Source organism: Nocardia sp. 852002-20019_SCH5090214, from assembly GCF_001665865.1.
In the GTDB taxonomy this organism is placed as follows: Bacteria; Actinomycetota; Actinomycetes; order Mycobacteriales; family Mycobacteriaceae; genus Nocardia; species Nocardia nova.
Map to the genome: position 1 here is coordinate 41,843 of NZ_LZMK01000220.1, position 20,799 is coordinate 62,641.

General features: G+C 67.5%; 18 protein-coding genes and 1 tRNA gene. 6 read left to right on the forward strand and 13 right to left on the reverse strand.

Annotated elements, in window-relative coordinates; genetic code table 11:
• Positions 1-128: 128 nt before the first annotated feature.
• Together A5780_RS17390 and aceE are read right to left on the reverse strand one after the other, a co-directional pair.
• Positions 129-1,457, reverse strand: a complete 1,329-nt coding sequence (locus A5780_RS17390; RefSeq protein ID WP_063011308.1) for a CdaR family transcriptional regulator — start codon at positions 1,455-1,457, stop codon at positions 129-131.
• A gap of 78 nt (positions 1,458-1,535) precedes the next feature.
• Entirely contained in the window at positions 1,536-4,484 is a 2,949-nt protein-coding gene (gene aceE, locus A5780_RS17395) for a pyruvate dehydrogenase (acetyl-transferring), homodimeric type (protein ID WP_064908951.1), read from the reverse strand.
• A 237-nt stretch (positions 4,485-4,721) separates the two neighbouring features.
• Here aceE and A5780_RS17400 point away from each other — a divergent pair, with 237 nt between their 5' ends.
• The 5 genes from A5780_RS17400 to A5780_RS43135 all read left to right on the forward strand — a co-directional run bounded on the left by A5780_RS17400 (position 4,722) and on the right by A5780_RS43135 (position 7,192).
• The gene (locus tag A5780_RS17400; RefSeq protein ID WP_064902389.1) at positions 4,722-5,279 is read left to right on the forward strand and encodes a hypothetical protein; all 558 of its coding nucleotides are present in this window, start codon (positions 4,722-4,724) and stop codon (positions 5,277-5,279) included.
• Between the two features lie 177 nt (positions 5,280-5,456).
• On the forward strand, positions 5,457-5,879 hold the full coding sequence (locus tag A5780_RS17405; protein ID WP_030518770.1) for a DUF3052 domain-containing protein: 423 nt from the start codon (positions 5,457-5,459) through the stop codon (positions 5,877-5,879).
• Positions 5,880-5,958: 79 nt separating this feature from the next.
• Positions 5,959-6,423, forward strand: coding sequence for a peroxiredoxin (locus A5780_RS17410; protein ID WP_062999484.1), 465 nt, complete (start codon positions 5,959-5,961; stop codon positions 6,421-6,423).
• 74 nt (positions 6,424-6,497) lie between these two features.
• Positions 6,498-6,569: transfer RNA gene (locus tag A5780_RS17415), tRNA-Val, on the forward strand.
• Positions 6,570-6,748: 179 nt separating this feature from the next.
• Positions 6,749-7,192, forward strand: a complete 444-nt coding sequence (locus A5780_RS43135; protein WP_064908952.1) for a Zn-ribbon domain-containing OB-fold protein — start codon at positions 6,749-6,751, stop codon at positions 7,190-7,192.
• Positions 7,193-7,225: 33 nt separating this feature from the next.
• Here the strand turns inward: A5780_RS43135 and A5780_RS17425 are convergent, their stop codons facing one another.
• The 9 genes from A5780_RS17425 to A5780_RS17465 form a co-directional block, all read right to left on the reverse strand.
• Positions 7,226-7,984 (reverse strand): SDR family oxidoreductase, encoded by a 759-nt coding sequence (locus tag A5780_RS17425; RefSeq protein ID WP_064908953.1) that lies wholly within the window; start codon positions 7,982-7,984, stop codon positions 7,226-7,228.
• 69 nt (positions 7,985-8,053) lie between these two features.
• Positions 8,054-8,890, reverse strand: a complete 837-nt coding sequence (locus tag A5780_RS17430; RefSeq protein WP_064908954.1) for a helix-turn-helix transcriptional regulator — start codon at positions 8,888-8,890, stop codon at positions 8,054-8,056.
• A 114-nt stretch (positions 8,891-9,004) separates the two neighbouring features.
• Entirely contained in the window at positions 9,005-9,493 is a 489-nt protein-coding gene (locus A5780_RS17435; RefSeq protein WP_063011298.1) for a PaaI family thioesterase, read from the reverse strand.
• Between the two features lie 172 nt (positions 9,494-9,665).
• Positions 9,666-10,994 (reverse strand): dihydrolipoamide acetyltransferase family protein, encoded by a 1,329-nt coding sequence (locus A5780_RS17440; protein ID WP_197521778.1) that lies wholly within the window; start codon positions 10,992-10,994, stop codon positions 9,666-9,668.
• Between the two features lie 12 nt (positions 10,995-11,006).
• Positions 11,007-11,990 (reverse strand): alpha-ketoacid dehydrogenase subunit beta, encoded by a 984-nt coding sequence (locus tag A5780_RS17445; protein ID WP_197521782.1) that lies wholly within the window; start codon positions 11,988-11,990, stop codon positions 11,007-11,009.
• Positions 11,991-12,009: 19 nt separating this feature from the next.
• Positions 12,010-13,185, reverse strand: coding sequence for a pyruvate dehydrogenase (acetyl-transferring) E1 component subunit alpha (gene pdhA, locus A5780_RS17450; RefSeq protein WP_227462735.1), 1,176 nt, complete (start codon positions 13,183-13,185; stop codon positions 12,010-12,012).
• Positions 13,186-13,196: 11 nt separating this feature from the next.
• Positions 13,197-14,651, reverse strand: a complete 1,455-nt coding sequence (gene lpdA, locus A5780_RS17455; RefSeq protein ID WP_064902393.1) for a dihydrolipoyl dehydrogenase — start codon at positions 14,649-14,651, stop codon at positions 13,197-13,199.
• A 174-nt stretch (positions 14,652-14,825) separates the two neighbouring features.
• Positions 14,826-16,025: a CdaR family transcriptional regulator gene (locus tag A5780_RS17460; protein WP_064908987.1), complete on the reverse strand. Its 1,200-nt coding sequence runs from the start codon at positions 16,023-16,025 to the stop codon at positions 14,826-14,828.
• A 133-nt stretch (positions 16,026-16,158) separates the two neighbouring features.
• The gene (locus A5780_RS17465; protein ID WP_063011292.1) at positions 16,159-16,674 is read right to left on the reverse strand and encodes a MarR family winged helix-turn-helix transcriptional regulator; all 516 of its coding nucleotides are present in this window, start codon (positions 16,672-16,674) and stop codon (positions 16,159-16,161) included.
• Positions 16,675-16,772: 98 nt separating this feature from the next.
• On the opposite strand from A5780_RS17465, the gene A5780_RS17470 reads away from it, so the two are divergent.
• Positions 16,773-18,887: an MMPL family transporter gene (locus A5780_RS17470; protein ID WP_063011290.1), complete on the forward strand. Its 2,115-nt coding sequence runs from the start codon at positions 16,773-16,775 to the stop codon at positions 18,885-18,887.
• An 8-nt stretch (positions 18,888-18,895) separates the two neighbouring features.
• On the opposite strand, the gene A5780_RS17475 is transcribed toward A5780_RS17470, so the two are convergent.
• On the reverse strand, positions 18,896-19,666 hold the full coding sequence (locus A5780_RS17475; RefSeq protein WP_064902395.1) for an SDR family NAD(P)-dependent oxidoreductase: 771 nt from the start codon (positions 19,664-19,666) through the stop codon (positions 18,896-18,898).
• A gap of 4 nt (positions 19,667-19,670) precedes the next feature.
• Positions 19,671-20,702 carry a hypothetical protein gene (locus tag A5780_RS17480; RefSeq protein WP_064908957.1) on the reverse strand — a complete coding sequence of 344 codons (1,032 nt, stop codon included), beginning with the start codon at positions 20,700-20,702 and terminating at the stop codon, positions 19,671-19,673.
• Between the last annotated feature and the right edge of the window lie 97 nt (positions 20,703-20,799).

Sequence of the window (20,799 nt, forward strand, 5' to 3'; positions counted from 1 at the left end):
GCCTCTAACAAAACACTGTGAGGGGGGTCCGTGGAGATGTCGGCGCCGATGATGTTTGAGCGACGCTTTTGTGTGGACCCCACAAAACGGCACGTGGGTCGAGGCGATCGACAGCGCCCCGATGTCCGTTACAGGCGATCTTCGTAGAAAGTTGCCTGCGAGTCTTCTGAGGCAGGTGTAGACGATTCGTTACGCATTCGTGTCAAACGACCCACTGTTGCCGCGATTCGGAGCACATAGGCGTCACGAGGATTCATCGGATCCCGGCCGGTGACCTCGGCGATGCGCTTGAGCCGATAGCGGACCGTATTTGGATGAACGAACAGCTGCCGGGCGCAAGTCTCGACCGCTCCACCGCAATCGAGGTAGGCGTCGAGAGTGTCCGACAAGGCCGACCCGGCGGCGGCCAACGGTAGCACAAGATACTCGTTGAGAGCGTCGACCGCAGCCCGATCGCCGAGCAGGGCTCGCTCGGGCAGAAGTTCGGAGGCGTGCACCGGCCGCGGCGCCGCCCGCCAGCCCACCACGGCCTCCATTCCGGCCATCGCCTCCACCGCGCTGACGTGCGCCGCCGACAGCGTGCGCATGGTCGGGCCGATCACCACGGGCCCCTCGGAGAACGCCTCGGCGAGCAGATCCATAAGGAACGGCGAGGGGTAGCCGGTATCGCCGAGATTGCCGCTGACCACCATCACCAGCCGCGAACCCTGCACCACCGCGAGCGCCGCGCGGCCGTGCCGGGCGGCGACGACGTGCACCGAACTCACCACGGCCACTTGATCTTTCGGTGGTGTGCCGACCAGCACCGTCGCGGCGGCGGTGGCATCCCAGTTCAATGTGGCGGCGCGCGAGAGCATTTCGGCGCCGGTGTCACCACGCACCACGGCGTCGACCACCAGCGCCTCCAGGCGGGTGTCCCAGGCGCCGCGGGATTCGGCAGCGGAGGCGTAGACCGACGCCGCGGCGAAACCGAGTTCGCGGCCGTAGCGCAGCACCGCCTCGGTGAGTGCCACCAGCTGGCGGTCGTTGCGGGCCAGCGCCGGCAGCCACTGCTCGAAGAACTCCATCGCGACCCGGACCATGTCGACGGTCTGCCGCAAGGTCAGCCGGCGGGCCAGGTCCTGCGGAATCACCTGGAACGCGTCGAGGCTGAAACGGATATCGCTTTCCGGATCCTGCAACCACTCCAGGAAATTGACCACCGCGGTCTGCACCAGCATCTGCACGCCCGCGCGCTGGGCGGCATCCAGATCGCCGAAGAACGGTAGCCGGTCCTCCATCGAGGCGATCGCCTCGGTGGACAGCCGCCCGGAGAACTGCTTCACCCGTTTCAGCAGGGTGTCCGGCAGCGGATCGCGGGTTTGCCGATTGGGGGACAGCGCCCCGGTCGGCAGATAGACCTCGTGCTCGGACGACCCCTCGGAAACCCGGCGAGGCCGCGGCGGTTTACGTTCCACTGTTCAATATTCCGTCATCGCGCTGTCGGTCTCCGCAACCCCCCGGTAGGGGCGCGATTCGCGCCCCTACCGGAACGGTCACGCGAGCTGTTCTTCGCTGCTCATCGATTTCGGCGCGGCGTCGACGTCGTCGATGCGGTAGCGGGTTGCGGCCTGCGCGACCACCGACGGATCGACCCCGCCGGTGCGTCCCAGGGCCTCCAGCGCCGCCAGCGCGATGGATTGGGCGTCGACGTTGAACACCCGCCGCGCCGCCTGCCGGGTGTCGGAGAACCCGAATCCGTCGGTGCCCAGCGTGGTGTAGTCACCGGGGACCCATTTGCGGATCTGGTCCGGCACCGCGCGCATCCAGTCCGAGGCCGCCACGAACGGCCCCTGCGCCTGCGACAGCACTCGCGTGATGTACGGCGCGTCGGTTCCGGCATCCGGATGCCGCAGCGTGTGGATCTCCTTGGCCAGCGCCTCCCGGCGCAGCTCGCTCCACGAGGTCACCGACCACACGTCCGCCTGCACACCCCAGTCCTCGGCCAGCAGTTCCTGCGCGCGCAGGCCGTCGGGCAGCGTCACACCCGCGACCAGGATCTGGGCGCGCACGTCACCACCGCGGCGAGCCGCGTCATCGTTACTGCCGCCCCGCCGATAAAGGTAGATGCCCTTCAGCAGGCCCTCGACGTCGAGGTCGTCCGGCTCGGCCGGCTGCTGATACGGCTCGTTGTAGAGGGTGATGTAGTAGAAGACGTTCTCGCCGCCGAAGACGTCGTCCTTCATCACCGGATGGGTCCCGGGCATCTCGGAGGCGAGGGTTCCGCCCGGACCGAGCTGCGCTCGCCCGCCCCCGTACATCCGTCGCAGGCCGTCGCGCACGATGTGGGCGATCTCGAAGGCGAACGCCGGATCGTAGGCGACGACCGCCGGATTGGTGGAGGCCAGCAGCAGCGAATGGCCGTCGTTGTGCTGCAACCCCTCACCGGTCAGCGTGGTGCGCCCGGCGGTCGCGCCGAGTACGAAGCCGCGGGCCAGCTGGTCGGCGGCCGCCCACAGGCCGTCGCCGGTGCGCTGGAACCCGAACATCGAATAGAAGATGTAGAGCGGGATCATCGGCTCGCCGTGGGTGGCGTACGACGTGCCGGCCGCGGTGAACGATGCGGTCGATCCGGCCTCGTTGATGCCCTCGTGCAGAATCTGGCCCACTTGACTTTCCTTGTAGGCCAGCATCAATTCCGCGTCGACGGAGGTGTACAACTGCCCGTTGCGGTTGTAGATCTTCAACGACGGGAACCACGAGTCCATACCGAAGGTGCGGGCCTCGTCCGGGATGATCGGCACGATGCGCTTGCCGATCTCCTTGTCGCGCAACAGTTCCTTCATCAGCCGCACGAACGCCATGGTGGTCGCGACGTTCTGCTTGCCCGAACCCTTGCGCACCGAGGCGTAGGGCGCGTCGCCGGGCAGCTGCAAAGGCTTTGCCGCCGAACGCCGTTCGGGCAGGAAGCCACCCAGGGCGCGGCGGCGGTCCAGCATGTAGCCGATCTCGTGCGAATCCATGCCCGGGTGGTAGTACGGGGGCAGATATGGATCGGCCTCGAGCTGGGCGTCGGTGATCGGAATGCGCTGCACGTCGCGGAACGCCTTCAGATCGTCGAGCGTCATCTTCTTCATCTGGTGCGTCGCGTTGCGCGCCTCGAAGTGCTTGCCCAGGCCGTAACCCTTGATGGTCTTGGCCAGGATCACCGTCGGCTTGCCCTGATGCGCCAGCGCCGCGGCGTAGGCCGCGTAGATCTTGCGGTAGTCGTGGCCACCGCGCTTGAGGTTCCAGACCTGCTGATCGGTCAGATCCTTGACCAGATCCTTGGTGCGCGGATCGCGGCCGAAGAAGTGCTCGCGCACGTAGGCGCCGTCGTTGGCCTTGTAGGTCTGGTAGTCGCCGTCCGGGGTGGAGTTCATCAGGTTGACCAGCGCGCCGTCGCGGTCGGCGCCCAGCAGCGCGTCCCACTCCCGGCCCCAGATCACCTTGATGACGTTCCAGCCGGCGCCGCGGAAGAACGACTCCAGCTCCTGGATGATCTTGCCGTTACCGCGGACCGGGCCGTCGAGCCGCTGCAGGTTGCAGTTGATGACGAAGGTCAGATTGTCCAGACCCTCCAGCGCCGCCACATGGGCCAGGCCGCGCGATTCCGCCTCGTCCATCTCGCCGTCGCCGAGGAAGGCCCACACGTGCTGATCGGAGGTGTCCTTGATCCCGCGATCGTGCAGGTAATGGTTGAAGCGCGCCTGGTAGATGGCGTTCATCGGGCCCAAGCCCATGGAGACCGTGGGGAATTCCCAGAAATCGGGCATCAGTCGCGGGTGCGGATACGACGACAGCCCGTGGCCCGGACCGCCGTGGCTGTATTCCTGGCGGAACCCGTCGAGCTGATCCTCGGTCAGCCGGCCCTCGAGGAAGGCGCGGGCGTAGATGCCGGGGGAGGCGTGGCCCTGGATGAAGATCTGGTCGCCGCCGCCGGGATGGTTCTTGCCACGGAAGAAGTGGTTGAAGCCGACCTCGTACAGCGCCGCGGACGACGCGTAGGTCGAAATATGGCCGCCCACACCGATTCCCGGCCGTTGCGCGCGATGCACCATGACCGCGGCGTTCCAGCGGATCCAGGCGCGGTAGCGGCGCTCGACCTCTTCGTCGCCGGGGAACCACGGCTCGTTCTCGGTGGGGATGGTGTTGACGTAATCGGTGGAGGTCAACGACGGGATGGTGACGTGACGTTCACCGGCGCGCTCCAGCAGGCGCAGCATCAGATAGCGTGCGCGGCCGGGGCCCTCGCGCTCGAGCATCTCGTCGAAGGAGTCGAGCCACTCGCTCGTCTCCTCCGGGTCGATGTCCGGTAGATATGACGCCACCCCCTCGCGGATCACACGCACACGCGCACCGGCCGGGCGGGCGGGCGCCGACTGGTGGTCGGCGGAACCGTTGGCGCTCGTCGGCTCGGGGTCGGATGCAGAACTTGACGAAATCGGGTGCATCAGGTCGGTCAAAATCAATGCTCCTCGTACAGGGGGTGGACAAGCTGATGGCTCTAACCCCGGGCAGCACCGCTGGTGTGCGGGCCGTCCGTCGCTCACGGTTTGGGGCGCACCTCACATCCTTGTCGATGATGCGTCCCAGGTCATCATGTCAGCCGTAAATCCAGTACCGTTCGCTAGGCTGTGACGCTCGTTGCAGCGAACTCGCCACAAGACATTCTTTCGACTGCTCGAGAAGCGGGGAGGACGATGAAACTGCTGAACCCACGTGGGTTCGGACTGACGTGCGCGACCTTGGCGGTCGGCACCGGACTCGTGGTGGCAGGATGCTCTACCGCTGTCCACGGTACCGCGACCGTGAACCAGGCGGACGCGGCCGCGTTCCGGACCGAGATGGCAGCGTCCTCGGCCGCGGCCACCTCGTCGAAAAAGGCTGCCGCGCAGACGAAAGCCGTCGCCGACAACTGCACACCGTTCCGTGACACCACCGGTGCCGCGGTGACGAAGTACAACGACTTCGTCGACGCGCACGATGCGAACGCCCCCGACCAGGACGCCAAGCGCGATTCCGCCGCGCAGACCCTCGAGGACGCCGCGCGGACCGTGGAGGGGCGGGTCACCGCCGCCGGCGACGCGTTACCCCCGGATCTCGCGCAGAAGCTCACCGAATACGTGAACGCCGCCCGCGGTCTGGCCGGCGAATCCCGCAAGATGACCTACACCGCACCGGTCGGCACGCTCAACGACGCGAGTAAGCGAGTCAACGACGCGCTGAACGCGGTGCGGACCGCATGCCCGGCGCGATAGCCGGGAAACGGATGTCCCGGGGCCGCTCAGGGCGTTGCGAACCGCCTCTGCGGGCTTCGCCCCGGGGCATGCATCCGCGACATTTCGGAGGCTATTTGGGCGGATCGGCTTGCGTTGCGGCCGATAACCATGTTCGCTTGCAACTATCTGTTGTCGGGAGTTGAGGAGGACACCACCGTGGTCGCCGCGGCGGACGCGCAGAACTACGCTCAGAAGCTTGGCATTGCCCACGGCATGGCGGTTCAGGAGTTGGGCTGGGACGAGGACACCGCAGACGAGTTGAGGGCGTCTGTCGAGGACGCGATCGGCTCCGAGCTACTCGACGAGGACACCGACGAGGTGATCGACGTCGTACTGCTGTGGTGGCGCGACGGAGACGGGGACCTGGTCGACGAGCTGATGGATGCCATCGGTCCGCTCGCCGAGGACGGTGTCGTGTGGGTACTCACCCCCAAGACCGGTCAGCCCGGCCATGTCGACCCCAGCGAGATCGCCGAATCCGCCCCCACCGCGGGGTTGACGTCGACCACACCGGTCAGCCTCGGCACCTGGACCGGCACCAAGCTGATGCAGCCCAAGACGCCCTCGAAGCAGCGCTGATCCACCGCGTGACTATTGTTTCGCACGGGCGGCCGCCGAGTACCGGAACAGCCCGCCGTCGAAGACAGGAGGACTGCGCATGCCGCTCGAAGTGGGAACGGCCGCACCGGATTTCACGCTGAAGGATCAGAACAACCAGGATGTGAGCCTCGCCGATTACCGGGGCCACAAGAATGTCCTGATCGTCTTCTATCCGCTGGCTTTCACCGGCATCTGCCAGGGTGAGCTGTGCAAGGTGCGCGACGAACTGCCGAAGTTCCAGAACGACAACGCCGAGATCCTCGCCATCTCCGTCGGACCCCCGCCCACCCACAAGATCTGGGCGGCCGAGCAGGGCTACACCTTCCCGCTGCTGTCGGATTTCTGGCCGCACGGCGCCGTCACCCAGGCCTACGGTGTCTTCAACGACAAAACCGGCTTCCCCAACCGCGGCACCTTCGTCGTGGACAAGGACGGAATCATCCGCTTCGCCGAGATGAACGGCCCCGGAGAGCCCCGTGACCAGGCGGCTTGGGAGAAAGCGCTCACTGCACTAGATTCATGAACCGCCGCGCACGGTCCCGGACAACCGGCCCCGCGCAGCACACCATCTTCACCGCCGCCCGGCCGGTGAAGTCCGGGCGTATAGCTCAGTGGTAGAGCACTGGTTTTACACACCAGCGGTCGGGGGTTCGAACCCCTCTGCGCCCACTCTGTCTGTGCAGGTCAGAAGGCCTGCAATGTGCCCCACGTCGAATCCGTGGGGTTCGCGGCTCGACACGTCGGTCTCCGAAAAATAGGTATCCGCACAGGTAGTTCTACCGTCGCGATGGTGCTCGCCGGCGACGAACCTGGAGTTCGTATCTATCGGTCACGTTGCGGAGGATTCGATGTCTGCACCCGAGCTTCGGCACAGGTCCCATGCCGGCACCACGGAAGAGATCTTGATGATCCGGCGATGCGCGAAGTGTGACAAGTTGTTCGCGCCGCTCACGGCGGGGTGTTCCTCGTGTGCGTCGGATGACCTGGAACGGGTGCCGTCGTCGGGTGTGGGTTCGATCGTGTCGTGGCGGGTGGTGGACCGTGCCGGTGCTGGTGGTGCGTCGTCGACGGTCGCGATCGTCGAACTCGACGAGGGGCCGTGGGTCTACACGTCGCTGGAGGGGGAGGTGCCGCTGCTGTCGGATCGGCCGGTGCGGGTGCATTTCCAGCCGCGTCCGCGAGACGACAGATTTCCGGTCTTCGTGGTGTGCGCCGATCGCCGGCACCGGCAGTGCCGGCGCGAATCGGTGACTACCGCCGCCTCCGACAGAGGAGCCCACGCGCCCCGGTGAACCGCGTTTTGCGCAGTGCTATGGCCGGGGGGATCAGGTCGCAGCGCTCGGAACCAGGCCCACCAGCCCTCCGTCGACGAGCAGATCCTGTCCGGTGATGTACGACGCCTCGGACGAGGCCAGGAAGGCCACAGTGGCGGCGACGTCCTCGGCGGACCCGATCCGGCCGGCGACGATATCGCCGGCCACAGCGCTCTGCACGGCCTCGGGAAGCTCGGCCCGCAGCGCGGGGGTGTCGATATATCCCGGGCTCACCGAGTTGACCCGAATTCCCTTGGCGCCCAACTCGGCAGCGAACGTGCGTGCCAGATTGTGCGCCGCGGCCTTGGTCGCCGAATACAGCGAGCCGAACGGCATGCCGCGGTGTAGTGCCCACGAGGCGTTGATCACGACGGCCGCGTCGGGGGCCAGCAGCGGAATCGCCTTCTGCACGGTGAAGAACACCCCTTTGAGGTTGACGCCGATCACCCGGTCGAAATCGGCCTCGGTCACCGCATCGGTCGGCGGAAAGAATCCGATGCCCGCATTCACGAAAAGCACGTCCAATCGGCCGTACCCGTTCCGGACGGTCTCGAAGACGGCATCGATGGCGGCGAGGTCGGCCGTGTCGCCGGCGATCGCGAGCGCCTCCGGCCCGAGTTCATCGGCGGTCGCGGCCAGCCGGCCCGGGTCGCGGCCGGTGACGATCACCCGCGCGCCCTCGTCGCGCAACCGCCGCGCGGTGGCCAGTCCCATACCGCTCGTCCCGCCCGTGACCAGTGCGATCTTGCCGTCGAATCTGTTGTGTGCCATGGGAAGAAGCCTGCCGAGGGCCGGACTCGACAACCAGTGCGAGATCAACGTGGGATAACCACCACCAGGCTATGCGGGTGCGGCCGTTTGATCCCGCGTCAGCAGGCTCAGCCGCTGCTCGGTCCCGGTGCCCGGCCGGGGGTTGTACAGCACCAGATGCCAATCGGGATGGTCCGCGACGATCAACGTGGTGGTGTCGAAGAACAGCTCGCCCGCCGCCGGATGGCGCACCGCGTGCACCGCCTGCGTCGGGGCGCCCACCTCCTGCCGGGCCCACAGTTCGGCGAATTCCGCGCTGATCGTGGAGAGTTCGGTGATCACCCTGTCGAATTCGGGATCGTTCAGCGCCGCATCCGCGCGATAGGCGGCGACGACCGCCGGTGCGGCGGCGGCCCAGTGCAGGTGCATTTCCCGGTAGCTCGCGTTGGTGAAAAACGAGACGAGACAGTTGTAGTCGTCGCAGTCGTAGCCGAAGGCCATCCGTGCCCCGTCGTTGACGGCCAGGATGTTCCAGTACCGGTCACGCAGCACCGCGGGCCGCGGTGACCACACCGTGAGCAGATGCCGCAGTTCCGCGGTGACCTGTGCATCCCGATCCCGCACGGCCCGAGGCGGATTCATCCCTGCCAGCCGATACACGTGGGCCCGCTCCCACTCGGTCAATCGCAGTGCGCTCGCGATCGCGTCCAGCACTTCGGTCGACACCTTGATATCGCGCCCCTGCTCGAGCCACGTGTACCAGGACACTCCGACCCCCGCGAGCTGTGCGACCTCTTCGCGCCGCAGGCCCGGCGTGCGACGTCGTCCGGTCGCCACCAGCCCGACCTCGGCGGGGTCGAGCCGTTCGCGGCGACTGCGGAGGAATTCGCGCAGCTGTTCTCTACGCCGCGCCGAGTCACTGGTCATGCAAAACAGTAACAATGCGCGCCGACTCGGCCTCGCCATCGCGCCGATCACCGGGTTGCCGAGGACGTGTTCGCACGTGTAGGCCCGAACAGGGAAATCCGGCGAGCGGTCGACTCACGCATCCCCGCGACCGGCGGCGGAAACCGCGGGCGTAGCTCCTGGGCTGCGCAGGTCGATGTTTCGCATCGTGACCAACGCTGTCGCACAGAGGGTTTCGGCACCCTGGTCGACACCGTAGACCTCGGCCGCCGCGACGGTGAGCGCCTTGCCGGGCTTCACGACCCGCCCGCGGGCCACCAGATACTCACCTCGCGCCGGAGACAGAAGTTTGACGGTGTAGTCGACCGTCATGTTCACCCAGCCGGCCGGTAACAGCGTCCCCGCCGCGGAACCACCGGCGAAGTCCGCCAGCGACCCGATCACGCCGCCCTGAAAGTTGCCGTTGTGCTCGGTCAACTCCGTGCGATAGGGCTGCACGATCTCGACCTCGCCCCGTTCGACGCGGCGGAACGAGAACCCCAGATGTCGCGCCGCGGGCATGCCGAGGACGACGGCCTCTACGATCTGCGCGAACTCCGGATTCTCCGCCTGCTGCCCGCTCATCACCCGGCTCCTCTCGGGGTGCTCGACGCTCCACCGCCGAATCCGGGAAGCCGAGGTGCACCACAACTGGACTGATTGCCATTTAATCTGAACTTGACGTCAACTTCAAGTTCTGGCTCAACGGCGATTCGGCGTGGGGGAGCCTCCGCCGCCTGCCCACGCCGCACCGGCCTCACATCACGATGCGCAGTGGGTGTTCGATCAGCTCCTTCAGTTGGGCGAGGAATTGGGCGGCGACGGCTCCGTCGATGGCGCGGTGGTCGGCGGACATGGTGACGCGCACGATCTTTCGGCTCACGACTTCGTCGCCGTCGAGGCGGAGTTCGTCGGTGGCGGCGCCGATGGCGAGGATGGCGGCTTCGGGCGGGTTGATGACGGCGGTGAAGTGTTCGATGCCGTACATGCCGAGGTTGGAGATGGTGAAGGTGCCGCCGGTCATTTCCTCGGCGCGGAGTTTGCGGTCGCGGGCGCGTTCGGCTTTGTCGCGGGTTTCGGCGGCGATGGCCGAGACGGGTTTGCGGTCGGCGTCGCGGATGACGGGGACGAGCAGGCCGGCGGGGGTGGCGACGGCGACGCCGAGGTGGATGCCGTGGTGGCGGCGCAGGGTGTCGCCGGCGAAGGAGACGTTGACGGCGGGGTTGGCGCGTAGTGCGGTGGCGACGGCTTTGACCAGCAGATCGTTGACGCTGACCTTGCCGGCCCCGGTGTCGGCGAGTGACTCGTTGATCCGGGCGCGGAAGGCCAGGAGTTCGGTGACGTCGACGGCGCTGGTCAGATAGATGTGTGGCGCCTGCTGTTTGCTCTCGGTGAGGCGGGTGGCGGAGACGCGTTGGATGGTGGTCAGGGGGATCTCGTCGTAGTCGCCGGAGGCCGAGATGCCGGGGGTGCCCGGTTCCGAGGTTTCCGATGCGGCGACAGCGTGCACGTCGTCGGAAGTGCCTGCCGCATGCGCATTTTCGACATCGAGTCGGGTGATGCGTCCGCCGGGGCCGGTCCCGGTGACGGTCGCGATGTCGACACCGAGTTCCTGCGCGATCTTGCGCGCCAGCGGTGAGGATTTGCGGCGGACGGTATCTGCGGCGGAGGACGCAACAGACCCCGCTGGCGCCGCGTCGGCAGGGGACGGGCCGGGCTGTGGCGCGGTCTGCCGTCGTTTCGATGCGATGTCGGCCGGTTCCGGCTGCTGCTCGATGCTCTGCCGTGCCGATGCGGGCTGGGTCTGCGGAACAGGCGCCGATGACGGTGCGGGTGCGGCGGCGGTCCCGCTGCCGTCGCCGAGAATGGCGATGGGCTCGCCGATCGGAACCCGCGTTCCGGGTGCGGCGATGATGTGTTCGAGGACGCCGTCGTCGTAGGCCTCGAGTTCCATCAGGGCTTTGTCGGTCTCGATTTCGGCGAGCACTTCGCCGCGGGTGACGGTGTCACCGACCTGTTTGAGCCAGTTGGCGACGACGCCGTCTTCCATGGTGTCGGAGAGGCGGGGCATGGTGATTTCGGACAACGGTCTTTCCTCTCAGCGTCGCTTGCTCACGGCCGCAAGGGTTTCGACGGCGGCGGTGTAGAGCGATTCGACGGACGGCAGGGCCAGCTTCTCCAGCGGCTTGGCGTAGGGGAGCGGCACTTCGGCCATGGCGACGCGGCGCACGGGAGCGTCGAGATAGTCGAAGGCGCCGTCGGAGATCGATGCCGCGATTTCGGCGCCGATGCCGTAGGTGAGCCAGTCGTCCTCACCGATGACCGCGCAGCCGGTCTTGCGGACCGAGCGGACGAGGGTGTCGCGGTCGAGCGGGCGCAGGCTACGCAGGTCGATCACCTCGGCGGAGATGCCCTCGGCGGCAAGTTCGTCCGCGACCTGGGTGCAGACGGTGGCCATGCGGGAGTAGCCGATGAGGGTGATGTCGGTGCCTTCGCGGGTGACGGCGGCCTTGCCGATCTGTGCGGGCGGAAGGTCCTGCGGTACTTCGCCTTTGGTGTTGTAGAGCGACAGGTTCTCGAGGAACAGCACCGGGTCGTCGTCATCGATCGCGGCCTTGAGCAGGGCGCGGGCGTCCGCGGGTGTGCTGGGTGCCACGACCTTGAGGCCGGGAACGAACGCGTAGTAGAGCTCGATGTTCTGGGAATGGGTGGCGCCGAGTTGTTGTCCGCCGCCGCCGGGGGTGCGGATGACCATCGGCACGCTGGTCTGCCCACCGAACATGCCGTAGATCTTGGCGGCGTGATTGTCGATCTGGTCGAGGGCGAGCAGGGAGAAGTTGATCGTCATGATCTCGACGATCGGGCGCAGGCCGAGCATGGCGGCGCCGATGGCCGCGCCGACGAATCCTTCCTCGGCGATGGGAGTGTCGCGGACGCGCTGCTCGCCGAATTCGTTCAGCAGTCCGGCGGTGATCTTGTAGGAGCCTTCGAAGACGCCGATCTCCTCGCCGATCAGGAAGATGTCGTCGTCGCGGCGCATTTCCTCGCGCAGGGTTTCGCGCAGCGCTTCGCGGTAGGTCATGACAGGCACGGGGCGGTCCTCAGGCGGTGAAGAGCGGGTCGGCGGGCAGGCGGCGGGAATCGCCGGGCACCGGGGTGGCGTAGGTGTAGTCGAACAGGCTCGACGGCTGCGGGTGCGGGCTGGTGTCGGCGAACTCGACGGCGGCGGCGACCTCGGCGAGGACCTCCGCGTCCAGGGCAACGGCCGAATCGTCGTTCAGCGCACCGGCTTTCAGTAGCGCGGTCTTCCAGATCTCGATGGGGTCGTGGGATCGTGCGGCCGTCACGGTTTCCTCGGTGCGGTATTTCGCGGGGTCGACCACCGAGTGGCCTTTCAGCCGGTGGCTGACCGCCTCCAGCAGTGCCGGCCGGCCGTCGCGGCGTGCGGTGTCGATGAGATCCCTGGCGGTGTCGCGGACGGCGAGGACGTCGGTGCCGTCGACGCGTTCACCGCGCATGCGATAGGCGGCGGCGCGTTTCCACAGATCGGGTTCGGCGGAGGACTTCTCCACTGTGGTGCCCATGCCGGTCTGGTTGTTGACCACCAGGAAGACGATCGGCAGATTCCACAGTGCGGCGAGGTTGAGCGATTCGTGGAAGGCGCCGATATTCGTTGTGCCCTCACCCATTTGGCAGACGACGACATCGTCGCCGCCGCGGTAGTCGATCGCCAGTGCGGCGCCGACGGCGAGGGGTACCTGGCCGCCGACGATGGCGTAGCCGCCGAGCAGCCGAGTCTCGGTGTCGTACATGTGCATCGATCCGCCCCACCCTTTGGAGGTGCCGGTGGAGCGGCCGTACAGCTCGGCCATGACCCGGCCGGGCGCGATGCCCTTGGCGAGGGCGTAGCCGTGTTCGCGGTAGTTGGTGAACAGGTAGTCGGTGGGGCGCATCGCCGCGCCGAGGCCGACCACGGTGGCCTCCTCACCGAGGTTGAGGTGGCAGTAGCCGCCGATCCGGGCCTGCTGATAGCTCTGTGCGGTGCGCTCCTCGAACCGGCGCACGAACAGCATGTCGCGATACAGCTTTCGCAGCGTATCGGGATGCTCGGCCGCCACACGGGACTCGAATGATGCTGTCTGCGTGGCGGTTCGATCGGCCGGCAGAGAATCGCTCGCTGCGGATCGAGCTTGCTCCGGCGCGGTCGACACGGCCGGTCGCTTCGGTGCGCGGCGGGCCGAGGTGCGGGTGGCCTGCTGCGGGGTTGTGGTGGTCACGGTGGTGCTCCTCAACGTGAACGCGGCGCGGTGTGTATCGGCAGGCCGAGCCCGGTCAGGGCTGTTTCCATACCGATCTCGCCGAGGGTGGGGTGGGCGTGGATGGTGTCGGCGAGTTCGTCGAGTGTCGCTTCGAGCGAGATCGCCAGTGCGCCTTCGGCGATCAGGTCACTGGCCGAGGGCCCGATGATGTGCACGCCGAGTACTTCCCGATGGCGTGCCCCGGCCACGATCTTGCAGAAGCCCTCGGTCTCGCCGAGCGCCTTGGCTCGTCCGAGTGCGGCGAACGGGAATTTCGCGGTGATCACCTCGTGGCCGCCGGCGCGCGCCGCCTCCTCGGTCAGGCCGACGCTCGCGATCTCCGGATGGGTGAACGTCGCCGCGGGGATCACGGTGTAGTCGATGCGGGCGTCGTGTCCGGCGATCACGTCGGCGGCGGTGAGGCCCTGATGGGACGCCACGTGCGCCAGCAGGGCTCTGCCGGTGACATCGCCGATGGCGTAGACATGCTCGGCGGTGGTCCGCAGCCGGCCGTCGACGGTGATGAATCCCCGTGCGTCGGTGTCGATTCCGGCGTACTTCAGGTCGAGATCGGCGGTGTTGGGACGACGGCCCACGCCGACGAGCACGACGTCGGCCTGGATTTTCCGAGTCGTCGCGCCGTCGACGTCGACCGTCAGCGCCTCGCCACTCTGCTCGATGCCGGTGACGGTGCATCCGGTCAGCACGCTGACGCCGCGTTTGGTGAACGCACGGCCCAGTGCGGCGCCGATCTCCTTGTCCTCCGACGGGACCAGGCGATCCTGCATCTCCACGATCGTCACGTCCGCGCCGAAGGTGGCGAACAGCCCCGCCCATTCGGCGCCGACCGCGCTGCCGCCGATGACGACGAGCCGCTCGGGCACCTCGGACAATCCGAACGCGCCGTCGGAGGTGATCACGCCCGGCAACTCGGCGCCCGGAACGGGCAGGTGCGCAGGCACGGACCCGGTAGCGACGATCACGTCGGTGGCCGTCACCGTGCGGCTCGCGGTGCCGGCCGGGGCGGCGCCGTAGCGGGGCCCGTCGGCGAAGACCGGCGAGGGACCGGGCTCGAATATCTCCACGGTGGTCGGTCCCGTGAAGCGGGCATGGCCCTCGATCACGGTGACGCCGTTGGCCTTCAGTAGCCCCGCCACGCCGCCGGTCAGCTCCGCGACGATGCCGTCCTTGCGCCGGCGGACGGCGGCGAAGTCGAAGCGAACGTTGTCGGCGTTGACCCCGAAATCGGCTGCTGTGCTGAGTGTTTCGAATACCTCCGCCGAGCGCAGCATGGCCTTGGTGGGTATGCACCCCCAGTTCAGGCACACCCCGCCGGGGCGTTCCTTTTCCACCACGGCGACGTGCAGGCCGCGCTGGGCGGCGCGGATCGCCGCGACATACCCGCCCGGCCCGCCGCCGATGATCAAGAGATCGAATTCCGGCACTTGTGGTGCTCCTCGTCCTGAATCGTTTGACCCGAATCCGGTTGCGGTGTGGGTCATCAGGTGTGGAGTCTTATCCGTGCGCCGACGCCCGACAATTCCCGGCAAGCCCAGGAATTGCGGCTCGGGATTGGGCGCTGCGCCCAATTCCGCTCGCGGCTGCTCGGCGCCGAGGGCTCAGCCGGCCGGGCGTTCGAGCAGTTCGCGGGCGGTGAGCGCGAGGGAGAGTTCGAGTTGGTGGCGGGGGCCCTCCAGCGGGCGCCCGAGCAGTGTCGTCGCGCGCTGAAGCCGGTTGATGACCGTGTTGCGGTGGCAGTGCAGCAGCGGTGCGGCATGGGCTGCCGAGCAGTTCTGGGCCAGCCACACCGTCAGCGTGTGCAGCAGGATGTCGCGCTCCTTCGCGGGCAACGCCAGGATCGGTCCCAGTGATCGCTGCACCAATCGCTGCGCCAGATCGGGCGCGCGCACCAGCAGGGCTTCCGGGTAGTTATCGTCCAGCCGGGTGAGGGTGGCGTCGCGAGCTCGCGGCGCGGTATCCAGTGCGAGCGTGGCGAGTGCGTGGGCGACGTCGATCTCGGCCAACCCCTCGACCGCCGGAGAAAGGCCCGCGCGTCCGAGAACCAGCGGTTCCAGCACCTCCGCCGCCTGCTGCGGGGAATGCTGTTCGAGTGCGACGATGCCGACCGTGTGATCGCCGCGATCGTGGCGGACCGAGCGAATCCCCATGGCCGCCAACGCGCTTTCGGTCCCCGGCCGCAGCGGCTGCGGTTCACCGCGAGCCACGAGCACCAGGTAGTCGCCGCCGGCGGGGATGTCGAGTTCGCGTGCCGCGTGCGCGGCGAAGACGGCATCGCGGCCGCGCCCGGAGAGGACGTCTTCGATCAGAGCGTGGCGGCGGCGTTCGTCGCGTCGAACGCGATCGAGTTCGGCACCGCGATAGGAGGTCACCAGCGCCGAGGACATCCCGTCGACCACCGCCCACATGGCAGTCCCGATTTCGCGGAAATCGGCAGGTGACATCGCTCCGCCGCGATCCATCAGGGCTTCCCACACGATGCGCCCGCCCAGGCGGAAGGTGCGCTGCATGGCCTCGAGCGGAACGCCCTGCGCGGCGCGCTGCCGGCCGATCGCGGCGGCCACATCGTCTCGTTCGGCGCCGGCCCCTTTCGCCGCGAGCAGTTCCAGCACCCGTGTCAGGAACCGCCGGCATCCGTCCCGCAGATCCGCTCGGCTCACCGCCGAATAGTCCGTCCACTCCGGATCGTCGGTGAACACGGCCGCCATGAGCCGGGCGGTGAGCTGGTCGATGTCGCTCCCGCACGCCCTCGCCAACTCCGCGGAGTCGGGCAGGGGTTCCGGGGTTGCTACGGGCGCCACGTCGGTCACAGTACGTCCAGCGTGGGCGCGCAGACGCAACCGGCCGGTCGCCCGATGGCCTCGACCTGCGCACTGTTACCGGGCGGCTGTCGGACGACCTACGCGACGCGGTGCTGTGACCGGGCCGGAACGCCTATCGGTTCGGCTTCTCGGATTCGGACGTGATCGCCGCGCTGTGGTCGCGGAGGGCGCCGACTATGGCGGTCAGGACGCGATGGGTGGCTTGCAGGTCGGCGTCCGGCAGGCCGGCGAGTGCGGTCCGGGTGCGCATGCCGATCGGGGTGAAGAATCCCGCGGCCACGCTCATGCCGTGATCGCTGTAGTGCAGCAGCACCCGGCGTTTGTCGGTGTCGTCGGGTTCGCGTTCGATATGGCCCGACTCGATCATGCGCTCGATCAGGTAGGTGATCGCGCCGGGAGAGACGCCCAGCAGCGTTCCGAGCCTTCCGGCGGTGAGCGGCGTTCCTTCCGCGTCGGCGGTGGCGATATGCATGAGCGCGCGGAAGTCGTTGGGGCGCAATTCGTTCGAATGTGCGAAGAGATGCGAGATCCGATCCGAGACGGCGGTGAGCGCGCGGATGTCGCGGGCGATCGCCGTCTCGAGTTCGTCGCGATCGGTGGGTGACGCATCGATCGAACTCTCGGTCACCTCTGTCTCCCTTCTCGTTCCTGCGCGCAGTGCACACAGCGTATCGGCTCGGAGCCCGACCCTTTGCAAATTATTTCAGTTTCTGAAATAGTTTGCGCATGGGCGGATGGGATCGATATGCGCAGATCGTCTCCGGGCGTAAAGGGTGGCTCGTCCTGGTAGCCATGGTGGTCGCCGCCGTCGCGGTGCTCGGCTTGTCCGGTGGCGGCGAATCGGGTGGCTCGGCGCCGAATTCGCTGCCCGACGACGCCGAATCCGCGCAGGTACAGCGTTTGTTGCGGCAGTTCCCCGGTGGGGATTCGGCGGCAGCGGTCCTGATCGTCACGCGCGCCGACGGGGCAGTCCTCACCCCGGAAGATCGAGCGCAGGCCGATGCGGCCCTGACCCGGATACGTTCCGGTGCGAGCGGGCCGGGGATCGTGATGTCGCCGGACCAGCGCGCCGCACTCGGCCAGACGCCGATCCCGGCCGAGCTGAACGGCTTCGCCTTGACCGACCGGATCGACGAGTTGCGCACGGCCGCGCGTGCGGACGCACCCGCCGACCTGCAGGTGCGCATCACCGGCGGCCCGGCCTTCGGCGCGGATATCGCCGATTCCTTCTCCGGCGCCAACACTCTGCTGCTCGCGGTTACCGCCGCCGTGGTGATGGTGCTGCTGATAGCGACCTATCGCTCGCCGGTGCTGTGGCTGATTCCGCTGTCGGTGGTGGCGGTCGCCGACCGGGTCGCATCGGCGGCGGGTAATGCCCTCGCCCAGGTGAGCGGTCTGACGTTCGACGGTTCGACCGCGGGAATCACCAGCGTCCTGGTCTTCGGGGCCGGCACGAATTATGCGTTGCTGCTGGTGTCGCGCTACCGCGACGAGTTGTATCGGACCGAGGACCATCGGGCGGCGCTGCGGATCGCCGTTCGGCGAGCCGGGCCCGCGGTGCTCGCCAGCAATCTGACGGTTGTGCTGGCCCTGCTGATACTGCTGCTCGCGTTGCTGCCCAACACTCGCGGACTGGGCGCCTTCGGGGCGGTGGGGCTTCTGATCGCGGCGGTCTTCGTCCTCGTCGCGCTGCCTCCGGCGCTGGCGCTGTGCGGTCGAAAGGTGTTCTGGCCGTTCGTTCCTCGTGTCGACGGCCATGACACCGCGACCTCCGGCGCCTGGCACACCGTCGCGGAGAAGGTGGTACGGCGGCCCGGCGTGGTGGCCGGCGTCTTTCTGCTCGTCGCGGCCGCATGTGCTGCCGCGCTTCCGTTCGCCCATGTCGGGCTCGCACAGTCCGAGCAGTTCCGCGTGCAGGCGGAATCGGTCGACGGCCTGCGTGCGGTGAGCGAGCATTTCTCCTCCGGCGCAAGCGATCCCGCGGTCGTGCTGGCGCGCACCGACGCCGCGCCGGCCGTGCAGTCGGCCCTCGACAGCACTCCCGGCGTCGTGCGCGCGATACCGACCGGCGTCTCGGACAACGGGTTGACGCGCTGGTCGGTGACCCTGGACGCGCCACCCGCCTCCGAGGCGGCATTCGCCGATGTCAGTCGCCTTCGCACCGCACTGTCCTCGGTGCCCGGCGCCGAGGCGCTGGTCGGCGGCTCCGATGCCGTCGCCCTGGACACCCGGGACGCGGCCCGGCGCGATCAGCTCGTGATCATGCCGCTCGTTCTGGTGGTCGTCCTGCTGGTACTTCTGGTGCTGTTGCGGGCAGTGCCGGCCGCGTTCCTGCTGGTCGCGGTCACCGTGCTCAGCGCCCTGGCCGCACTGGGCATCGGAAGCCTGCTCAGCACCTACGTGTTCGGCTTTCCGGCACTGGACACCAACGTGCCGCTGTTCGCCTTCCTGTTCCTGGTGGCGCTGGGCGTCGACTACACGATCTTCCTGGTCACCCGTGCCCGCGAGGAGACACCGGGCCACGGCGTGACCGGCGGCATCGTCCGCGCGGTCGGCTCCACGGGCGGGGTGATCACCAGCGCCGGAATCGTGCTGGCCGCGGTGTTCGCTGTCCTCGGCGTCCTGCCCCTGATCACGCTGACCCAGCTGGGCATCGTGGTCGGCGTCGGAATCCTGCTCGACACCTTCGTCATTCGAACCCTGGTGATACCCGCGTTGTTCGCGCTGATCGGTCCGGGAATCTGGTGGCCGGGGCGCTGGATCCGAGAGGCGCCGGCCGATTCCGGACCGTCGGCGCCGTCGGTCGCCGCGAGCGCGTCGACGTCGGAACAGAGCCGCTGAACGGGGCTCTACGGCATGCCGCCGTCGGAGCGGAGGATCGATCCGGTGGTGTAACTGGAGGCGTCGGAGGCGAGAAACAGTGCGGCTCCGACGATTTCGCTGGGCCGGCCGATGCGTTGGAGGGCGTGGGCGGCGAACGGGTTGTCGTCCGGGGCGAGGTTGTCGAGATCCCATCCGGCCGTGGCATCGGTGCGGTAGGGCCCTGCCATCAGGGTGTTGACTCGGACGGCCGGGCCGAAGGCCAGGGCCAAACCCTCGGTCATGGCATTGAGTCCCGCCTTGGCGGCGGCATAGGGCACGATCGACGGGCGCGGCCGGATGGAACCGGTGGAGCTGACGTTGACGATGGATCCGCGGCCCGCCGCGACCATGCGCTCGCCGACGAGTGCCGACAATCGAAACGGCCCTTTGAGATTCAGGGCGATGATGGCGTCGAACAGTTTCTCGCTCACCGAGGGCAGATCGTCGTACACCGGTTGCATTCCGGCATTGTTGATGAGGACATCGACCCGGCCGAACCGGTCGTAGCAGGCGTCGACCAGCCCGTCGAGTTGATCCCAGCGACCGATGTGCACGCCGTAGGGCATGGCGGCGCGGCCGGTCTTCTCCGCGATCTCCCCGGCGGTCGCCACGCAATTGTCGTAGTTGCGACTGGCGATGATCACATCGGCACCGCAGTGCGCGGCGGCGAAGGCCATCTCTCGTCCCAGCCCGCGGCTGCCGCCGGTGACCAGCACCACCTTGCCGGTCAGATCGAACAGTTCGTCGGCATATCCCATGGCGTCACCGCGTCAGCCACAGATCGGCGGGCGCGCAGGGCAATCCCACCTCTTTCAGCGTCGAGATACCGGCGGGCGCTCGGGCGACGTCGAAGACGGAATTCACCGCGGGCATCGCGGTCATGGTGTCCCACTCGTGATTTCCCCAGCTGTCCGGCGGGACGAACCTGATCCGTGTCCGTACCTCGGGCTCTCCGTCGATGACGATGTGGTAGTGGTCGTCGTCGAATTCCCAGCTCTCATTGAGCTTGTCGGTGAGGTACCACGCGACGTTCGAGCGAACGACGGATTTCTCGCCGACCTTTCCGGCCCATCCGCCACGCACCGCGGCGATGGTGTCCTTCTCGATGCGGATCCATCCCAGATCGACCGTTTCGGCGGCAGTCGCGTACTCGATGGCGAAGTCCATATCGTCGAATTCGTAGCCGAGGGCTACGCCCATGCGCTGGACGGAATCGCGGAACGTACTCATCCACAGTTTCGCGACCTCGATCAGTTCCGGGGTGGCCTCGGGACGTGAAATACCCAGGGCCTGCCACGTTTCCGCGGATTCGTAGACGGAGACATCGGCCGATTCGGAGATCGAAATCGACCGGACGTCACGGCACACCGCGGTCAACGCGGTGGTCACGGCGTTGATCCAGCCCGGATTGATGCCGGTGATGTGCAGCGAGCTGTTCCCGCGTTCGCAGGCGGCGGCAAGCTTCTGCTCCGTCTCGCCCCGAATCCCGCCGACGTTGAGAAACAAGTTGGTGCTGATGACGTCGAGGCCGCTTTCGAGCAGCCGCGTCGCATGGTCGAGGTCGGCCATGAACGGCGTATAGAGGACGGTATCCGCGTCCAGCGCGAGCAGCGCATCGATATCGGCGGTGGCGAGCACCCCCGTATCCGGCCGGCCGCACAGCCTGCCCGCATCCACCCCGACCTTGTCGTCGGAATAGGCGTAGACACCGGCCAACTCGAGCCGCGGATCGTCGAGAATCCCGCGCAGACTGAGCTTTCCGACCTTCCCGGTGGTCCATTGAATGACGCGCACGTGATCGACCTTTCGAGCTGCCGGTGGTGTCGGCGAGAATGAGAATGTTATTCTCTTCTACGAAAATTAGCATTACGCGTGCGGTCGGACAAGGCCC

Coding starts and splice junctions, on each gene's coding strand:
- A5780_RS17400 (WP_064902389.1), top strand. CDS start 4,722: ATGAAACTGCTGAACCCACGTGGGTTCGGACTGACGTGCGCGACCTTG.
- A5780_RS17410 (WP_062999484.1), top strand. CDS start 5,959: ATGCCGCTCGAAGTGGGAACGGCCGCACCGGATTTCACGCTGAAGGAT.
- A5780_RS43135 (WP_064908952.1), top strand. CDS start 6,749: ATGTCTGCACCCGAGCTTCGGCACAGGTCCCATGCCGGCACCACGGAA.
- A5780_RS17425 (WP_064908953.1), bottom strand. CDS start 7,984: ATGGCACACAACAGATTCGACGGCAAGATCGCACTGGTCACGGGCGGG.
- A5780_RS17430 (WP_064908954.1), bottom strand. CDS start 8,890: ATGACCAGTGACTCGGCGCGGCGTAGAGAACAGCTGCGCGAATTCCTC.
- A5780_RS17435 (WP_063011298.1), bottom strand. CDS start 9,493: ATGAGCGGGCAGCAGGCGGAGAATCCGGAGTTCGCGCAGATCGTAGAG.
- A5780_RS17445 (WP_197521782.1), bottom strand. CDS start 11,990: ATGACCTACCGCGAAGCGCTGCGCGAAACCCTGCGCGAGGAAATGCGC.
- A5780_RS17470 (WP_063011290.1), top strand. CDS start 16,773: ATGGGCGGATGGGATCGATATGCGCAGATCGTCTCCGGGCGTAAAGGG.
- A5780_RS17475 (WP_064902395.1), bottom strand. CDS start 19,666: ATGGGATATGCCGACGAACTGTTCGATCTGACCGGCAAGGTGGTGCTG.